Origin of the sequence: Amycolatopsis sp. lyj-109 (genome assembly GCF_046548995.1) — a bacterium.
Taxonomy (GTDB): Bacteria; Actinomycetota; Actinomycetes; order Mycobacteriales; family Pseudonocardiaceae; genus Amycolatopsis.
Window position 1 is genome coordinate 270122 of the sequence record NZ_JAJPWR010000013.1, and the last position, 14837, is coordinate 284958.

Here is a 14837-nt window from a genome sequence, read left to right on the forward strand (position 1 = left end):
GCGAATGACGCTACGGAGATCGAGAAGCCGGATCGTCCGGCGCCCGTAGGAGATCCGGCTGTGGCCGGCGGAGTAGGTGCGGACCACGTGTCAACCACAGGGGTACGCCGGAAGTGGGATGCGCTCGCTCGCGGAGCTGACTAGTGTCGGCCGGTGCACCGGATCGCCCTCGTGCGCCGGGAACTCCGCGCCGTGGACCTGGCGCTGGCCTTGACGCAGCTCGCCATGATGTGTCTCGTCGGCGCGCTGTTCCGGCGCGAGGGTGACCAGCCTTTCGACTGGTGGGCTTACGTGCTGACCGGCGTGATCTGCCTCCCGCTCGCCGCCCGCCGCGCGGCGCCGATGGCCGTCCTGCTCGTGACGTCGGCGGCGTACGTGATCTACGCGGCGGCCGGGTACCTCGCGGGCTTGCACCTGTGGGGCCCGCTCGTGGCTTTCTACAGTGTCGCCGGGCTGAAACCGCCCAGGGTGACGGCGATCGGCGCCGGGGTGACCGCGGGGGTGATGGTCGCCAGCGGCTTCGCGATGCGAGGGCCGTTGGTCGCGATCATCGCCGAGGCGGTCGCCGTTCCCGCGGTGGGGTGGGCGCTGGGCAACGTCTCCCGGCAGCTGGAGCAGCGGAACCGTCAGCTCGCCGAAACCACCGCGCAGCTGGAATACGAGCAACGGCAGCACATCGAACAGGCGCTGGTGCAGGAGCGGTTCCGGATTGCGCGTGAACTGCACGATGTCGTCGCACACCACATGTCGATGATTTCGATGCAGGCGGGGCTCGCGGGATACGTGTTCGATTCCGACCCGGAAACGGCACGGACCGCGGTGGATACCATCGGCACCACCAGCCGGGAAACGCTCGACGAGATGCGCCGCCTGCTGGTCCTGCTGCGCGAGTCGGATCTGGAAGACGCCGCCGGGGCGCCCGCTCCTGCGCCGGGCCTGAACCTGTTGCCGTCCTTGGTGGAGCGGGCCGAGGCAGCGGGGATCGACGTCGCGTTGACCACCTCCGGTGACCTGGAAAGCCTGCCGTCCGGTCTGCAGCTCGCCGTGTACCGGGTCGTCCAGGAGGCGGTGACGAACGTGATCAAGCACGGTGGCCGGTGCGGGGCCGAGATCTCGATCCGCCGCGAGCCCGGGGTGATCCACGCGACGGTCCTCGACGACGGGCCCGGAACCGGGCGGCCCGGCACCGGGGGATTCGGCCTTACGGGGATGCGGGAGCGCGCGAGGTTGTATGGTGGGACTCTCACGGTGGGGGCGCGACCCGGCGGAGGATTCTCGGTGAAGCTGGCCGTCCCGTATCCCTGACGCTCGAGCGAAAACCCGTTCCGCATCGGAAGAGTCCCACCGGGGGAGGACGACTCCACATGGTTTCCGTACTCGTCGTCGACGATCAGCCGCTGGTGCGCGCCGGCCTGGCGGCACTGCTGCACGCGGCCCCGGATCTCGACGTCGTCGGTGAGGCTGCCGACGGCGAACAGGCCGTCGTCCGGGCCGCGGCCACCAGCCCCGACGTCGTCCTGATGGACGTCCGCATGCCGGGCCTGGACGGGATCACCGCCACCCGCCGGATCCTCTCCGGTGCCGCCGAACAGCCGCCGCGGATCCTCATCCTCACGACCTTCGATCTCGACGAGTACCTGTACGACGCACTGGCCGCCGGCGCTGCCGGTTTCCTGCTCAAGGAGGCCGAACCGGCCCGCCTGCTGTCCGCGATCCACACCATCGCCGCCGGCGACCTGCTCTTCGCCCCGGTCGTCACACGAAGGCTGATCGAAACGTACGTACGGCATCGCACCCCGCTCGGCCGTTCCGGCGCACTGCGGACCAGGCTGAGCACGCTCACCGACCGGGAGTGCGAGATCCTGCGGCTGGTCGGCACCGGAATCACCAACGGAGACATCGCACAGCGGCTCGCCATCACCGAGGGCACCGTGAAAACACATCTCAGCCGCGTGATGACGAAACTCCACCTCCGCAGCCGGGCCCAAGCGGTCGTGATGGCCTACGAGACGGGACTGGTCGTGCCGGGAACGGTCGAAACACTGTGACGAGCGCGCGACCGCACCGCGTTCGCCCGCGACAACGCGGTGGATGCTCGATCGTTGCCATCGGGGCAGGGGCGGAGCATTGACCTCGCCACGGGCAGACCCGCGCACCCTCGTCGCAGTGGGCGTGATCGCCGCGTTCACCGGCGCCGGCACCGGCGTCTTCTGGGTCGCGATGTCCGGCACGTACGACCGGTTGTGCGCCCCAGACAACGCTTTCTGCTCGCTCGGCCAGTTGATCGTGGGCGCGGGGATCTTCCTCGCGACCGTCACCGGGACATCCTTGCTCACGCTGTTCGCGCTGAGCATGACGCGACTGCGGCCGAAGCGGCCGGTCGTCTTGACCGCTCTGCTGGCGCCCCTGGCGTTCTTGGTCGCGTACAACCTCACCGACGCCCTCGGCGCCTACCGGATCGCGCTGCTGGCCGCGGTTTCCGTGGTCCTGCACGTCGGGGTGGCCTGGGGCGCTCGGACCGCTGTGCGCTAGCCGTGGTCAGCCTTGTAGGACATGAATCGGCCCCTACCGTGTTCTCGCTGGTAGGGGCCGGTTTTGCGTGTTCAAGAATGGTGCCCTCGGCAGGATTCGAACCTGCGACACCTGCCTCCGGAGGGCAGTGCTCTATCCCCTGAGCTACGAGGGCCCATCGCTGGGCGACTCCGAAAGCTTAGCGCATGCCCCGCAACCCCCGTCCCGCAGGTGGTCCGACAGACAACTGCCCTGGTCAGCGCTATGAAGTTGATCGATTCGGCGGTGCGTCGCTAGCGTAGGAGGCCCACCTGAAGGAGCCGAGATGGCCGAGCCGTTCCAGGTAGCTCTCGACGAGGGCGACGTCGCCGATCTGCGGGAGCGGCTGCGGCGGACCCGGTGGCCCGAGGCCGAGACCGTCGATGACTGGTCGCAGGGGGTTCCGCTCGGCTACGTGCGTGAGCTCTGCCGTGACTGGGGCGAGGAATACGACTTCGGGTTCGCCCGGCGGCTCAACGCCTTTCCGCAGTTCCGGGCCACCGTCGACGGGGTCGGCCTGCACTTCCTGCACGTCCGGTCGCCGGTGGCCGATGCGCTGCCGCTCGTGCTCACGCACGGGTGGCCCGGGTCGGTGCTGGAGTTCCTCGACGTCCTCGGGCCGCTCACCGATCCCGCCGCGTACGGGGGTGATCCCGCCGATGCCTTCCACGTCGTCGCGCCGTCGCTGCCCGGGTTCGGGTGGAGTGACAAGCCCGCGCTGAAGATCCGGCGGGTCGCCGAGCTGTGGGACGAGCTCATGACGTCGCTCGGCTACGACCGCTACGGCGCCCAAGGCGGTGACTGGGGTGCCGCCATCACGAACGCGGTGGCGCGGTCCGGCCACGTCGCCGGGGTGCACGTCAACTTCGCGCCGGTGCGGATGGACACCGCCGATCCGACGCCGCGGGAGCGTCAGGCGCTCGCCGACCTCGAGGAGTTCCGGCGGACCGGCAGCGGCTACTCTGCCCAGCAGGGCACGCGCCCGCAGACGCTCGGGTACGGCCTCACCGACTCGCCCGCCGGTCAGGCCGCCTGGATCGCCGAGAAGTTCTGGGCCTGGACCGACCACCGGGGCAACCCGGAAGACGCCGTCGACCGGCAGCGGATACTGGACGCGATCTCCGTGTACTGGTTCACCGCGACGGCGGCCTCGTCGGCGCGGATGTACTGGGAGAACACCGACCGCGATCTGTCCACAGTGGATGTTCCGGCCGGGATTTCGGTTTTTCCCAAAGAGATCGTCCGGCCGTCGCGGCGGCAGGCCGAGCAGCGCTACGCCGATCTGCGCTGGTTCGAGGAGCTGCCCGTCGGCGGGCACTTCGCCGCGCTGGAGCAGCCCGGGTTGCTCGTCGAGCAGGTTCGCGGCTTCTTCCGGCTGGTGCGTTAGGCGAGCCAGCCGCCGGTCAGCCGCTGCACGGCCGAGCCGTCGAGGTCGGCGAACTTGAGTGCCGCGAAGTCTTCGGCCCACTTCGACGTCTGGATGCGGAACGCGGGCGCCTCCGCCGTCATCGCGCCCAGGATCACCTCGGCGACCTCGTCGGCCGTCTGCGCGCTCTGGAACGACTTGGTGACGCTGGCGATGTACTTCTGCAGGGACTCGGCGTACGGCCCGGCTTCGGCAAAGAGCCGCTCGTCGACGCCGACGTTGTTGACGAACTCCGTCGCGACCGCGCCCGGCTCGACGACGCACACCGTGACGCCCTGGGCCGCGGCGACCGGCGCCAACGACTCCATCAAGCCTTCGACGGCGAACTTCGCCGCGCAGTAGGCCTCGTTGAAGGGCTGGCCGATCACACCGCCGACGCTGGTCACCGTGATCAGGCGGCCGCCGCTCGCGCGCAGGGCCGGCATCGCGGCCTTGGTCGCCTCGGCTACGCCGAAGAAGTTGACCTCCATGGTCTCGCGGACCGCCGAGAGCGGCTCCTGCTCGAGCGTGCCGAGGTGGCCGGCGCCGGCGTTGTTGACCAGCACGTCGAGCCGGCCGTAGTCGGCGAGGACGCCTTCGAACGCCGTGCCGACGGAGCCGGCGTCGGTGACGTCGAGCCGGCGGACGTCCAGTTCGACCCCGGCGTCGGCGGCGGCCTTGCGCAGGCGGTCGGCGCGGCCGGTGTCGCGCAGCGTGGCGACCGTGCGGAAGCCTCGCCGTGCTGCCAGCACCGCTGTGGCCAGGCCGATTCCGGTGGACGTGCCGGTGATCAGGGCGACGCGGTCGTTGCTCATCCGGGAACCTCGATCTGTTCAGGGGAGTGATGGTTAATGTAGTGAACTAAAATGACTATAGGCATGGATGGTTCATGCAGTCAACTATCGGCATACACTCGGCGGATGAGTGCTGATCCGGTCACCGAAGACGTCGTGGCCCTGCTCGGGCGGATCGTCGACCGGTTCGTCGAGTCGTACGAGTCCGCCGCCGCGGCGCAGGGCCTGACCACGGTGCAGGCCAAGGTGCTCGCCGCGCTCGAAGAGCCGCTGCCGATGCACCGGATCGCCGAGAAGCTGAAGTCCGAGCGGTCCAACGTGACCGGGATCATCGACCGGCTCGAAGCCCGCGGTCTGGTGGAGCGCCGCCCGGGTGAACGCGACCGGCGGATCAAGAACATCGTGGCCACGCCGGACGGTGCCGAGCTGGCGCGCAACTTCCGGCGGGCACTGGGTTTCGCCGCCGAGCCGCTGGCCGCGCTCGAGCCGGAGGAGCGCGTCCGGCTGCGGGCTCTGCTCACCCGGATGGTCGGCGCCGAAGCGTGACGGGTCCGCCTGGCGGGAAACCCCGCCTGGTGGATTGGGTGGCCACCCCGCGCGCGGTAGCTTGCGGGTGGGTGAACTTAGGCTGACCTCTGTTGCACATATGCGCATCCGACTATATGTTTGGCCCGACGGTGAACCGGGAACGGAGGCGGCATGGGTCAGGGACACGGCCACGGGCACACGATCGCGCCGGCGAGCGCGTCGGGGCGCCACGTGCGGGGGCTGGTCATCGCCCTGGGCATCGGCGCCGGGTTCATGGTGCTCGAGTTCGTCGTCAGCCTGACGACCGGCTCGCTGGCCCTGATGTCGGACGCGGCGCACATGTTCACCGACGTCCTCGGCGTCGGCATGGCGCTGGCCGCGATCATGCTGGCGCGGCGCAGCGGCCCGACGGTCGGCCGCACGTTCGGGCTCTACCGCGCGGAGGTGCTGGCCGCGCTCGCCAACGCGCTGCTGCTGTTCGGCGTTGCGGGGTACGTCCTGCTCGAGGCGATCGGCCGCATCAGCGACCCTCCGGCCGTCCCGGGCCTGCCGGTGCTGGTGGTCGCGGCGGCCGGCCTGGTCGCCAACCTGGTGTCGTTCGCGGTGTTGCGCGCGGGCGCGAAGGAGAGCATCAACGTCCGCGGCGCGTACCTCGAGGTCCTGGCCGACCTGATCGGCTCGGTCGGCGTACTGGTCAGCGGCGCGGTGACGCTGCTGACGGGCTGGCGCTACGCCGACCCGATCATCGGTGTCGCGATCGGGCTGTGGGTGCTGCCCCGCACGTGGACGCTGGCCCGCCGGGCGCTGCGCATCCTGTTCCAGCACGCGCCGCAGGGCGTCGACGTCGGAGCGATCAACGCGGAGCTGTCGGCCCTCCCGGGCGTGGCGGACGTGCACGACCTGCACGTCTGGACCCTGACGTCGGGCATGGAGGTCGCTTCGGCGCACCTGACGCTGGCGCCACCGGCGAAGCAGTCGGACGTCCTGACGGAGGCGCAGAACCTGCTCTCGTCGCGGTACGCGATCGAGCACGCCACGCTGCAGGTGGAAGCGCCGCAGTGCGCCCGCCGCTGCCAGGAGCTGTCGTGGTGAGCCGCTAAGCGGGCAGCGGCTGGGCGCCCCGGCCGGTGAGCATCAGCTTGATCTGGTCCACTTCCGCGCCCTGCGACGTCAGAATGCTGTTCACCAGCGCCTTCAACGCCGGCAGCGTCGAATGCGCCGCCGCGTACTGGGCCATCGACGCCCCGCCCTCGTGGTGGCGCAGCATCAGCTGCAAGAAGAACACGTCGAAAGCCTGGCCCGACAAGGACCGCAGCTTCTTCAGATCCGTATCGGTCGCCATGCCCGGCATCAGCGGACCGCCGGCCGGGTTGACCGACGACGGGGCCATCGACATTCCGTCATGGCCCGTCATCGGTTCCGTCATCCACTGCATCGGGGCGCCGATCGGCTGCTCGGGCTGGTCCCACAGCATGAGCCAGCCCTTCATGCGGCCGACCTGCTCGACCTGCGTCCGCTCGATGTCGAACGACAGCTGCTTGATCTGCGGGTCGGTGGTGCGGTCGCGGGCGATGCCCGCCATCGTCACCGCCTGGAGGTGGTGCGTCGACATGTCCTGGGCGAAGCCGACCTCGACCGAGCCGGCGGCGGGGGTGGCCGCGGCCGGCTCGTCGACGGCGCGGGTGAGGAACATCCCCGCCGTCGCGCCGATCAGCAGGACCGCGAGGAGCGTCCCGCCGATGATCACCCAGCGCGACCAGGTCGGCTGTCCGGTGACCTCTTCGGTGTCGAGGCCGGCTTCGATGGTCACTTGGTCGCGGTGGGGGAAGCGGGGGCGGAGGTCGGCGGCGCGGACGGGGCCGGCGCGCCGTTCTCACCCTGGGCGGCGGTGCTGCCCTTGTAGTCCATCGGCTTCGCGTCGGGGCCCGGCTTGGACGGGTCGAACGGCGGCGGGTTGTCCGGGTCGAACTGGCCCGGGACCGCGTCGCAGGACGCGCCGACCTCGGGGTAGACGCCGTTCGGGTTGCTCCGCAGCGCCGCGATGAACTCGTCGATCCGCGGGTCGTTGACGTCGTCCAGCTTGAGCTGGTGGCCCCACGACTGCAGCGAGATCGGCTTGTCCAGGCCCGGGTAGGGCGACATCATCGTGTACGGCTTGTCCTTGGCGCGGACGCTCAGCAGGTTGACCGCGTCACCCGAGATCTGCTGCGGGTTGTAGGCGATCCAGACGGCGCCGTGCTCGAGGGCGTGCACCATGTTCTCGGTGCGGACGGCGGTCGGGTACACGATGCCGGTGCAGGTGGCCCACGTCTGGTCGTGCGGGCCGCCGAACGGCGGGGTCTTGTCGTAGGCGACGCGCTCGGTCGGGAGCACGTGGACGCTGCCGGTGTAGGTCGCGGTCACCACGCCGGGGATGCGCTTCGAGGGATCGGGGTCCTGCGCGGTCGGCGCGAACGACGCGGCGGCGGCCTCGCGGTCTTTCTGCTCACGCTTCGGCGCGGACTGCACCATGTAGTAGATGATCACCGAGGCGGCCAGCGCCACGATGGCGACCACGGCGATGATCGTGCCCCAGGGCGTGCCCTTCTTGCTCACCACGGAACCGCGGGCCGCCTTCACCGCCGACCCCTTTTTCCGAGTTGTCCCGTTCGCCATGGCTCCCGCGTTCTCCCTCTGGTGGCTGCGGACGGATTCCCGCCCGGGCCAGTGTAGAGACCACGCGTCTGATCACGGTTAACGCCTCACACACCCACTGTGACATCCGAGGCTTCGCCTCGGGCCGGGGGCTTCGCCACCCGGAACCCCCAAAGGCGCTCGTCGTGATGTCCCCGAGACCGATGAAAGCCTCCGACCAGGGCACACCTAGAATTCGACGAGTGACTCCCGCCGCTCTCGCCGACCTGGTCCGCAGCTCCGCCGTGCAGGTGCTCGCCGCACGCGGCATCGACGACGCCGTGCTGCCGGAGCAGGTGACCATCGAACGCCCGCGCAACCCCGACCACGGCGACTACGCGACGAACCTCGCCCTCCAGGTGGCCAAGAAGGCCGGCCTCAAGCCGCGCGACTTCGCCGAGGCGCTCGCCGCGGCGGTCTCGGCGGACGACGGCGTCGCCTCGGCCGAGGTCGCCGGCCCCGGCTTCCTCAACTTCCGGCTCGCCGCGGCCGCGCAGGGCGACATCGTGCGCCAGGTGCTCGACGCCGGCGCCGCGTTCGGCCGCGGGGACGCGCTGGCCGGCACGAAGATCAACCTCGAGTTCGTCTCGGCGAACCCGACCGGCCCGATCCACCTGGGCGGCACCCGCTGGGCCGCGGTCGGCGACGCGCTGGGCCGGGTGCTGGGCGCGCAGGGCGGCGAAGTCACCCGCGAGTACTACTTCAACGACGCCGGCGCCCAGATCGACCGGTTCGTCCGGTCGCTGATCGCCGCCGCGAAGGGCGAGCCCGCGCCGGAGGACGGCTACGCGGGCGGCTACATCAACGACATCGCCGCCGAGGTCATCAAGGCCGAGCCGAGTGCGCTGTCGCTGCCCGAGACCGAGCGGCACGAGACGTTCCGCCGGATCGGCATCAACCTGATGTTCAGCGAGATCAAGCAGAGCCTGCACGACTTCGGCACCGACTTCGACGTCTACTTCCACGAGAACTCGCTGCACGAGTCCGGCGCGGTCGACGCCGCCGTCCAGCAGCTGAAGGACTCCGGGAACCTGTACTTCAACGACGGCGCGTGGTGGCTGAAGTCGTCGGAGTACGGCGACGACAAGGACCGCGTCGTCATCAAGCAGGACGGCAACCCGGCCTACATCGCCGGCGACCTGGCCTACTTCAAGGACAAGCGCAACCGCGGCTTCGACCTGTGCATCTACATGCTCGGCGCGGACCACCACGGCTACACCGCCCGCCTCAAGGCCGCGGCCGCCGCGTTCGGCGACGACCCGGGCACGGTCGAGGTGCTGATCGGCCAGATGGTCAACCTGGTCAGCGACGGCAAGCCGGTGCGGATGTCCAAGCGTGCGGGCACCGTGATCACCATGGAGGACCTCGTCGAGGCCGTCGGTGTCGACCCGGCCCGCTACGAGCTGATCCGGTACTCCGTCGACTCCACTTTGGACGTCGACCTGGACCTGCTGCGCAAGCACTCCAACGACAACCCCGTCTACTACGTCCAGTACGCCCACGCGCGGCTGGCGTCCCTGCAGCGCAACGCCGCCGATCTCGGCTTGAAGTCCACTGTGGATGTCGACTTCGGACTGTTGACGCTGCCCGCCGAAGGCGACCTGATCCGCACCATCGGCGAATTCCCGGAAACCGTGCGCCGCGCCGCCGACATGCGGGAGCCGCACCGGATCGCGCGCTACCTCGAAGAACTCGCGGGCGCCTACCACAAGTTCTACACCGTGGGCCGCGTGCTGCCCATGGGCGACGAAGAGGCGACCCCTCTGACGTACGCCCGGCTCGCGCTGTGCGAGGCCGCCCGCCAGGTCCTGGCGAACGGCCTCGCCCTCCTCGGTGTCTCCGCTCCGGAACGGATGTAAGAAATGGCGCACCCCGCGGGCCCACGGCACGCCGACGTCTACCCCCACGCCGACACCTCCGGGCTCCAGCCGTCCGGGGTCAAGGAACTCGACAACCTGCCCGCGAAAGTGTGGCCGCGCAACACCTTCCGTGCGGCCGACGGCGTCGTCCGGATTGCCGGCGTCGACGTCCGGGAGCTGGCCGAGCAGCACGGCACGCCCCTGTTCATCGTCGACGAGGCCGACTTCAAGTCCCGCTGCGCGGACTACGCCGAGGCGTTCGACGACCCGTCGCTCGTGCACTACGCGTCCAAGGCGTTCCTCTCCATCGAGATCGCCCGCTGGGTGGCCGAGCAGGGGCTGAGCCTCGACGTCTGCAGCGGCGGCGAGCTCGCCGTGGCGCAGCGCGCGGGCTTCCCGGCCGAGCGGATCACCCTGCACGGCAACAACAAGTCGCCCGCCGAGCTCGAAGCCGCGGTCGTCGCCGGGGTCGGCACGGTGGTGCTCGACTCCTACTACGAGATCGCCCGGCTGGCCGATATCGCCGCGCGCCACGACGTCGTGCAGGCGGTGCTGATCCGGGTCACCGTCGGCGTCGAGGCGCACACCCACGAGTTCATCGCGACCGCCCACGAAGACCAGAAGTTCGGCTTCTCCCTGGCGAGCGGCGACGCCGCCGAGGCGGTCCGCCGGGTGCTCAACGCGCGTTCGCTCAAGCTCGTCGGCCTGCACAGCCACATCGGCTCGCAGATCTTCGACGCCGACGGCTTCGAGGTGGCCGCTCGCCGCGTCGTCGGGCTGCTCGCCGACCTGGCCAAGGAGCACGGCCCGGAGCTGCTCGACCAGCTGAACCTGGTCGACCTCGGCGGCGGGTTCGGCATCGCCTACACCGAGAAGGACAACCCGCCGCCGCCCGCGCAGATGATCACGCAGATCCGCGAAATCGTTCGCAAGGAGTGCGCGTACGCGGGTCTGCCGGTGCCGCGGATCGCGGGCGAGCCGGGCCGCGCGATCGCCGGGCCGGGCACGGTCACGCTCTACGAGGTCGGCACCATCAAGGACGTCTCGCTGGGCGACGAATCGGTGCGGCGGTACGTCAGCGTCGACGGCGGGATGAGCGACAACATCCGCACCGCGCTCTACGACGCGGTCTACGACGTCCGGCTGGTTTCCCGCTCCGCGGGCGACAACGATCAGCCGGTGCCGGCCGTGCTGTCCCGGGTCGTGGGAAAACACTGTGAATCCGGCGACATCGTCGTACGAGACTGCTGGCTGCCCGACACGCTGGCTCCCGGCGACCTGCTGGCGGTCGCGGCGACCGGCGCGTACTGCTATTCGATGGCGAGCACGTACAACCGGATGCCCCGCCCGGCCGTGGTCGCCGTGCGCAACGGCAGCTCACGGCTGCTGCTGCGGCGGGAGACGACCGACGACATGCTCCGCCTGGAGGTCTGAACACAGTGGCTGCCCCTGAGGAACGCCCCGCCATCCGCGTCGCCCTGCTCGGCTGCGGGACGGTCGGTGGCGAGGTCGCCCGGCTGCTCACCGAGCAGGCCGACGAGCTGGCCGCGCGGGCGGGCGCGCCGGTCGAGCTGGCCGGCATCGCCGTCCGCCGCCCCGACAAACACCCCGAGCTGCCGCCGGAGCTGCTGACCGCCGACGCCGAGAAGCTCGTCACGTCCGACGAGGTCGACGTCGTGGTCGAGCTGGTCGGCGGCATCGAGCCGGTGCGCGGCTGGCTGCTCGCCGCGCTGAGGGCGGGTAAGTCCGTCGTCACGGCGAACAAGGCGCTGCTGGCCGAGCACTCCGCGGACCTGTTCGAGGCGGCCGACGCCGCGGGCGCCGACCTGTACTTCGAGGCCGCGGTGGCCGGGGCCATCCCGCTGCTGCGCCCGCTGCGCGAGTCGCTGGCCGGCGACCGGATCACCCGCGTGATGGGCATCGTCAACGGCACCACCAACTACATCCTGTCGGCCATGGACTCGACCGGCGCCGGCTACGCCGAGACGCTCGACGAGGCCAGCCGGCTCGGGTACGCCGAGGCCGACCCGACCGCCGACGTCGACGGCTACGACGCCGCGTCGAAGGCCGCGATCCTCGCGTCCCTCGCCTTCCACACCCGGGTGACCGCGTCGGACGTGCACCGCGAAGGCATCGCCGACGTCACCGCGTCCGACCTCGCGGCGGCCCGGGGCCTCGGCCGCACGGTGAAGCTGCTGGCCATCTGCGAGCGGGTGACCGACGACGACGGCGTCGAGTCGGTGTCCGCCCGCGTGCACCCGGTGATGATCCCGCGCAGCCACCAGCTGGCCGGCGTCGGCGGTGCGTTCAACGCCGTCTACGTCGAGGCCGACGCCGCGGGCGAGCTGATGTTCTACGGCCAGGGCGCGGGCGGCGCGCCCACCGCGAGCGCGGTGCTCGGCGACCTCGTCGCGGTGGCCCGCAACCGGGTCGTCGGCGGCCGCGGCCCGCGTGAATCCGCGCACGCGGCCCTGCCGGTGCGGCCGATGGGCCAGACGCCGACCCGGTACCACGTCAGCCTGTCCGTCGCGGACCGCGCCGGTGTGCTCGCCCAGGTGGCGCAGGCGTTCGCCGACCACGGCGTGAGCATCGCGGCGGTGCGGCAGAGCGACGTCGGCGACCGCGCGAGCCTGGTCGTCGTGACGCACCAGGCGCCCGACGCGGCGTTGCAGTCCACTGTGGACGAAATTGCGAAGCTCGACGTCGTCCACGAAGTTGTCAGCGTGATGCGGGTGGAAGGCGAAGACCAGTGATCAGGCAGCCCTGGCCGGGAATCATCGAGGCGTACCGGGATCGCGTCCCGGTGCCGGACGGCGCGCGGGTCGTCACGCTCGGGGAGGGCAACACGCCGCTGCTGCCCGCCCACCACCTGTCCGAGCTGACCGGCTGCGAGGTGTACCTCAAGGTCGAGGGCGCCAACCCGACCGGCTCGTTCAAGGACCGCGGGATGACCGTGGCCATCACGCACGCGCTCGCCAGCGGCCTCAAGGCGGTGATCTGCGCGTCGACCGGCAACACCTCCGCGTCGGCCGCCGCCTACGCCGCCCGTGCCGGGCTCACCTGCGCGGTGCTGGTGCCCCAGGGCAAGATCGCGATGGGCAAGCTCGCCCAGGCCGTGCTGCACGGCGCGCGCATCCTGCAGGTCGACGGCAACTTCGACGACTGCCTCGAGCTGGCCCGCAAGACCGCGGCCGACTACCCGGTCACGCTGGTCAACTCGGTCAACCCGGTGCGCATCGCCGGCCAGAAGACCGCGGCCTTCGAGATCTGCGACGTGCTCGGCACGGCGCCGGACATCCACTGCCTGCCGGTCGGCAACGCCGGCAACATCACCGCCTACTGGGCGGGCTATTCGGAGTACGCGGCCGACGATGTGGTGAAGAACACCCCGCGGATGTTCGGCTTCCAGGCGGCCGGCGCGGCGCCGCTGGTGCACGGCGAGCCGGTGCGCGACCCGGACACGATCGCCACCGCCATCCGGATCGGCAGCCCGGCTTCGTGGGCGGCCGCGGTGAAGGCGAAGGACGAGTCGGAGGGGCTTTTCGAAGCTGTCACCGACGAGAAGATCCTCGAGGCCTACCGGCTGCTGGCCGGCCGTGAAGGCGTCTTCGTCGAGCCCGCGTCGGCCACCAGCGTGGCGGGCCTGCTGGCCACCGCCGCCGACGGACGGCTCCCGCGCGGGTCGCGGGTCGTCTGCACGGTCACCGGGCACGGCCTGAAGGACCCGCAGACGGCCCTGGCGGGCAACGTCGAGGTCGAACCCCTCGCCGTGGACCCCTCGGCGGTCGCGGCGGCGCTGGACCTGCGGTGACCCCCGGCTCGCAAGCGCCCCAATGTGGCCTTGGTTGCGTCTCACGCACCGAAGGCCGCCTTGGGTGCGTCTCACGCACCGAAGGCCACATTGGGGCGCTCTCGTGAGCGGGTTCCGGGTGACCGTCCCGGCCTCCACCGCGAACCTCGGGCCGGGCTTCGACGCCTTCGGGATGGCGCTGGGCCTCTACGACGTCGTCGAAGTGCGGGTCATCGATTCCGGGCTCAAGGTCGAGGTCGAGGACGCCGGTGCGGGTGGTGTCGCGGACGTCCCCACCGACGAGACCCACCTGGTCGTGCGAGCGATCCGCACCACCTGCGCGCACCTCGGCGTCGAGCCGCCCGGCCTGCACCTGCGCTGCTTCAACGCGATCCCGCACGCGCGCGGCCTCGGCTCGTCCGCGGCCGCGGTGGTATCCGGGGTGGCCGCCGGGTACGCGCTGGCGGGCCGGGAAATCGACGCGCCCGACGCGCTGCAGCTGGCCGCCGGCTTCGAAGGCCACGCCGACAACGCCGCCGCGAGCCTGTTCGGCGGGCTGGTCCTGGCCTGGTGCGACGGCGGGCGGTTCCACGCCGAACGGCTCACGCCGCACCCGTCGATCCGGCCGGTCGTGGCCGTGCCGTCGGTGCGCTCGGCCACCGCGACCACGCGCGGCCTGCTGCCGGCGGCCGTGCCGCACGCCGACGCCGCGCACAACGCCGGCCGGGCCGCGCTCGCCGTCCACGCGCTGACGGCGAAGCCGGAGCTGCTGCTCGCGGCCACCGAGGACCGGCTGCACCAGCACTACCGCGCCCCCGCGTACCCGGCGAGCACGGAGCTGGTGGCGACGCTCCGTGCACAGGGAGTGCCCGCCACCATCTCCGGCGCCGGTCCGACGGTCCTCGCCCTGACCACCTCGGGAATACTCCCGCCCGAGGTCGGCGTTACGGCTTTCGACGTCCTCGAGCTGCCCGTGGATCTCACGGGCGTGCAGGTTGCAGCTCAGTAAAGGGTGGGTCACGTGCCTGCGGCCAGGCCCGCCACGCGGGGGGTGGTTGTTGCACCCGACACCGCCGCGGTCTACCCTCGGGGGCGTTCGATCACCGTGCGTTTCCGCACCCGATGCCGGTCCCGGGGAATCCCGAGGATCGCATCCTTCGTCGATCCGCCGAATCCGCACCGCCTGGCACGCGGGGTAACGCGGAGGGACGCAGGCGGGTTTCCGGTCTCGGCGGTGC

The 14837-nt window shown here is 70.9% G+C and carries 14 protein-coding genes and 1 tRNA gene; 11 read left to right on the forward strand and 4 right to left on the reverse strand.

Features of this window, described 5'->3' with window-relative positions:
* Window positions 1-153: 153 nt before the first annotated feature.
* The 3 genes from ACLJQF_RS28550 (at window position 154) to ACLJQF_RS28560 (ending at window position 2532) form a co-directional block, all read left to right on the forward strand.
* Entirely contained in the window at window positions 154-1305 is a 1152-nt protein-coding gene (locus ACLJQF_RS28550) for a sensor histidine kinase (RefSeq protein ID WP_410613205.1), read from the forward strand.
* Window positions 1306-1364: 59 nt separating this feature from the next.
* Entirely contained in the window at window positions 1365-2048 is a 684-nt protein-coding gene (locus tag ACLJQF_RS28555) for a response regulator (protein ID WP_410613207.1), read from the forward strand.
* A 118-nt stretch (window positions 2049-2166) separates the two neighbouring features.
* A complete protein-coding gene (locus tag ACLJQF_RS28560) occupies window positions 2167-2532 on the forward strand; it encodes a hypothetical protein (protein WP_410613209.1) in 366 nt (121 codons plus the stop codon).
* 78 nt (window positions 2533-2610) lie between these two features.
* On the opposite strand, the gene ACLJQF_RS28565 is transcribed toward ACLJQF_RS28560, so the two are convergent.
* A tRNA-Arg gene (locus ACLJQF_RS28565) sits at window positions 2611-2686 on the reverse strand.
* Between the two features lie 150 nt (window positions 2687-2836).
* Here ACLJQF_RS28565 and ACLJQF_RS28570 point away from each other — a divergent pair.
* The gene (locus ACLJQF_RS28570; protein ID WP_410613211.1) at window positions 2837-3937 is read left to right on the forward strand and encodes an epoxide hydrolase family protein; all 1101 of its coding nucleotides are present in this window, start codon (window positions 2837-2839) and stop codon (window positions 3935-3937) included.
* Here the strand turns inward: ACLJQF_RS28570 and ACLJQF_RS28575 are convergent.
* The gene (locus ACLJQF_RS28575) at window positions 3934-4770 is read right to left on the reverse strand and encodes an SDR family oxidoreductase (RefSeq protein WP_410613213.1); all 837 of its coding nucleotides are present in this window, start codon (window positions 4768-4770) and stop codon (window positions 3934-3936) included. The two genes, ACLJQF_RS28570 and ACLJQF_RS28575, sit on opposite strands and share 4 nt — an antisense overlap.
* A gap of 105 nt (window positions 4771-4875) precedes the next feature.
* On the opposite strand from ACLJQF_RS28575, the gene ACLJQF_RS28580 reads away from it, so the two are divergent.
* Together ACLJQF_RS28580 and ACLJQF_RS28585 are read left to right on the forward strand one after the other, a co-directional pair.
* Window positions 4876-5295: a MarR family winged helix-turn-helix transcriptional regulator gene (locus tag ACLJQF_RS28580; protein ID WP_410613215.1), complete on the forward strand. Its 420-nt coding sequence runs from the start codon at window positions 4876-4878 to the stop codon at window positions 5293-5295.
* A gap of 153 nt (window positions 5296-5448) precedes the next feature.
* The gene (locus ACLJQF_RS28585; RefSeq protein WP_410613217.1) at window positions 5449-6369 is read left to right on the forward strand and encodes a cation diffusion facilitator family transporter; all 921 of its coding nucleotides are present in this window, start codon (window positions 5449-5451) and stop codon (window positions 6367-6369) included.
* 4 nt (window positions 6370-6373) lie between these two features.
* On the opposite strand, the gene ACLJQF_RS28590 is transcribed toward ACLJQF_RS28585, so the two are convergent.
* Both ACLJQF_RS28590 and ACLJQF_RS28595 read right to left on the reverse strand, forming a co-directional pair.
* Entirely contained in the window at window positions 6374-7087 is a 714-nt protein-coding gene (locus ACLJQF_RS28590; protein WP_410613219.1) for a DUF305 domain-containing protein, read from the reverse strand.
* Window positions 7084-7896: a DUF3105 domain-containing protein gene (locus tag ACLJQF_RS28595; protein ID WP_410613221.1), complete on the reverse strand. Its 813-nt coding sequence runs from the start codon at window positions 7894-7896 to the stop codon at window positions 7084-7086. The genes ACLJQF_RS28590 and ACLJQF_RS28595 overlap by 4 nt, the downstream gene beginning before the upstream one ends.
* Window positions 7897-8153: 257 nt before the next feature.
* Here ACLJQF_RS28595 and argS point away from each other — a divergent pair, with 257 nt between their 5' ends.
* The 5 genes from argS (at window position 8154) to thrB (ending at window position 14608) form a co-directional block, all read left to right on the forward strand.
* On the forward strand, window positions 8154-9809 hold the full coding sequence (argS, locus tag ACLJQF_RS28600; RefSeq protein ID WP_410613223.1) for an arginine--tRNA ligase: 1656 nt from the start codon (window positions 8154-8156) through the stop codon (window positions 9807-9809).
* Window positions 9810-9812: 3 nt separating this feature from the next.
* Window positions 9813-11243, forward strand: coding sequence for a diaminopimelate decarboxylase (lysA, locus tag ACLJQF_RS28605; RefSeq protein ID WP_410613225.1), 1431 nt, complete (start codon window positions 9813-9815; stop codon window positions 11241-11243).
* Window positions 11244-11248: 5 nt separating this feature from the next.
* Window positions 11249-12562: a homoserine dehydrogenase gene (locus tag ACLJQF_RS28610; RefSeq protein ID WP_410613227.1), complete on the forward strand. Its 1314-nt coding sequence runs from the start codon at window positions 11249-11251 to the stop codon at window positions 12560-12562.
* Window positions 12559-13620 carry a threonine synthase gene (gene thrC, locus ACLJQF_RS28615; protein ID WP_410613229.1) on the forward strand — a complete coding sequence of 354 codons (1062 nt, stop codon included), beginning with the start codon at window positions 12559-12561 and terminating at the stop codon, window positions 13618-13620. The genes ACLJQF_RS28610 and thrC overlap by 4 nt, the downstream gene beginning before the upstream one ends.
* Window positions 13621-13723: 103 nt before the next feature.
* Window positions 13724-14608 carry a homoserine kinase gene (gene thrB / locus ACLJQF_RS28620; protein WP_410613231.1) on the forward strand — a complete coding sequence of 295 codons (885 nt, stop codon included), beginning with the start codon at window positions 13724-13726 and terminating at the stop codon, window positions 14606-14608.
* Window positions 14609-14837: the final 229 nt, after the last annotated feature.

Bases quoted from the DNA above. Each gene is read 5' to 3' on its own strand.
- ACLJQF_RS28555 (WP_410613207.1), top strand. From the start codon at position 1,365: ATGGTTTCCGTACTCGTCGTCGACGATCAGCCGCTGGTGCGCGCCGGC.
- ACLJQF_RS28570 (WP_410613211.1), top strand. From the start codon at position 2,837: ATGGCCGAGCCGTTCCAGGTAGCTCTCGACGAGGGCGACGTCGCCGAT.
- ACLJQF_RS28575 (WP_410613213.1), bottom strand. From the start codon at position 4,770: ATGAGCAACGACCGCGTCGCCCTGATCACCGGCACGTCCACCGGAATC.
- ACLJQF_RS28580 (WP_410613215.1), top strand. From the start codon at position 4,876: ATGAGTGCTGATCCGGTCACCGAAGACGTCGTGGCCCTGCTCGGGCGG.
- ACLJQF_RS28585 (WP_410613217.1), top strand. From the start codon at position 5,449: ATGGGTCAGGGACACGGCCACGGGCACACGATCGCGCCGGCGAGCGCG.
- lysA (WP_410613225.1), top strand. From the start codon at position 9,813: ATGGCGCACCCCGCGGGCCCACGGCACGCCGACGTCTACCCCCACGCC.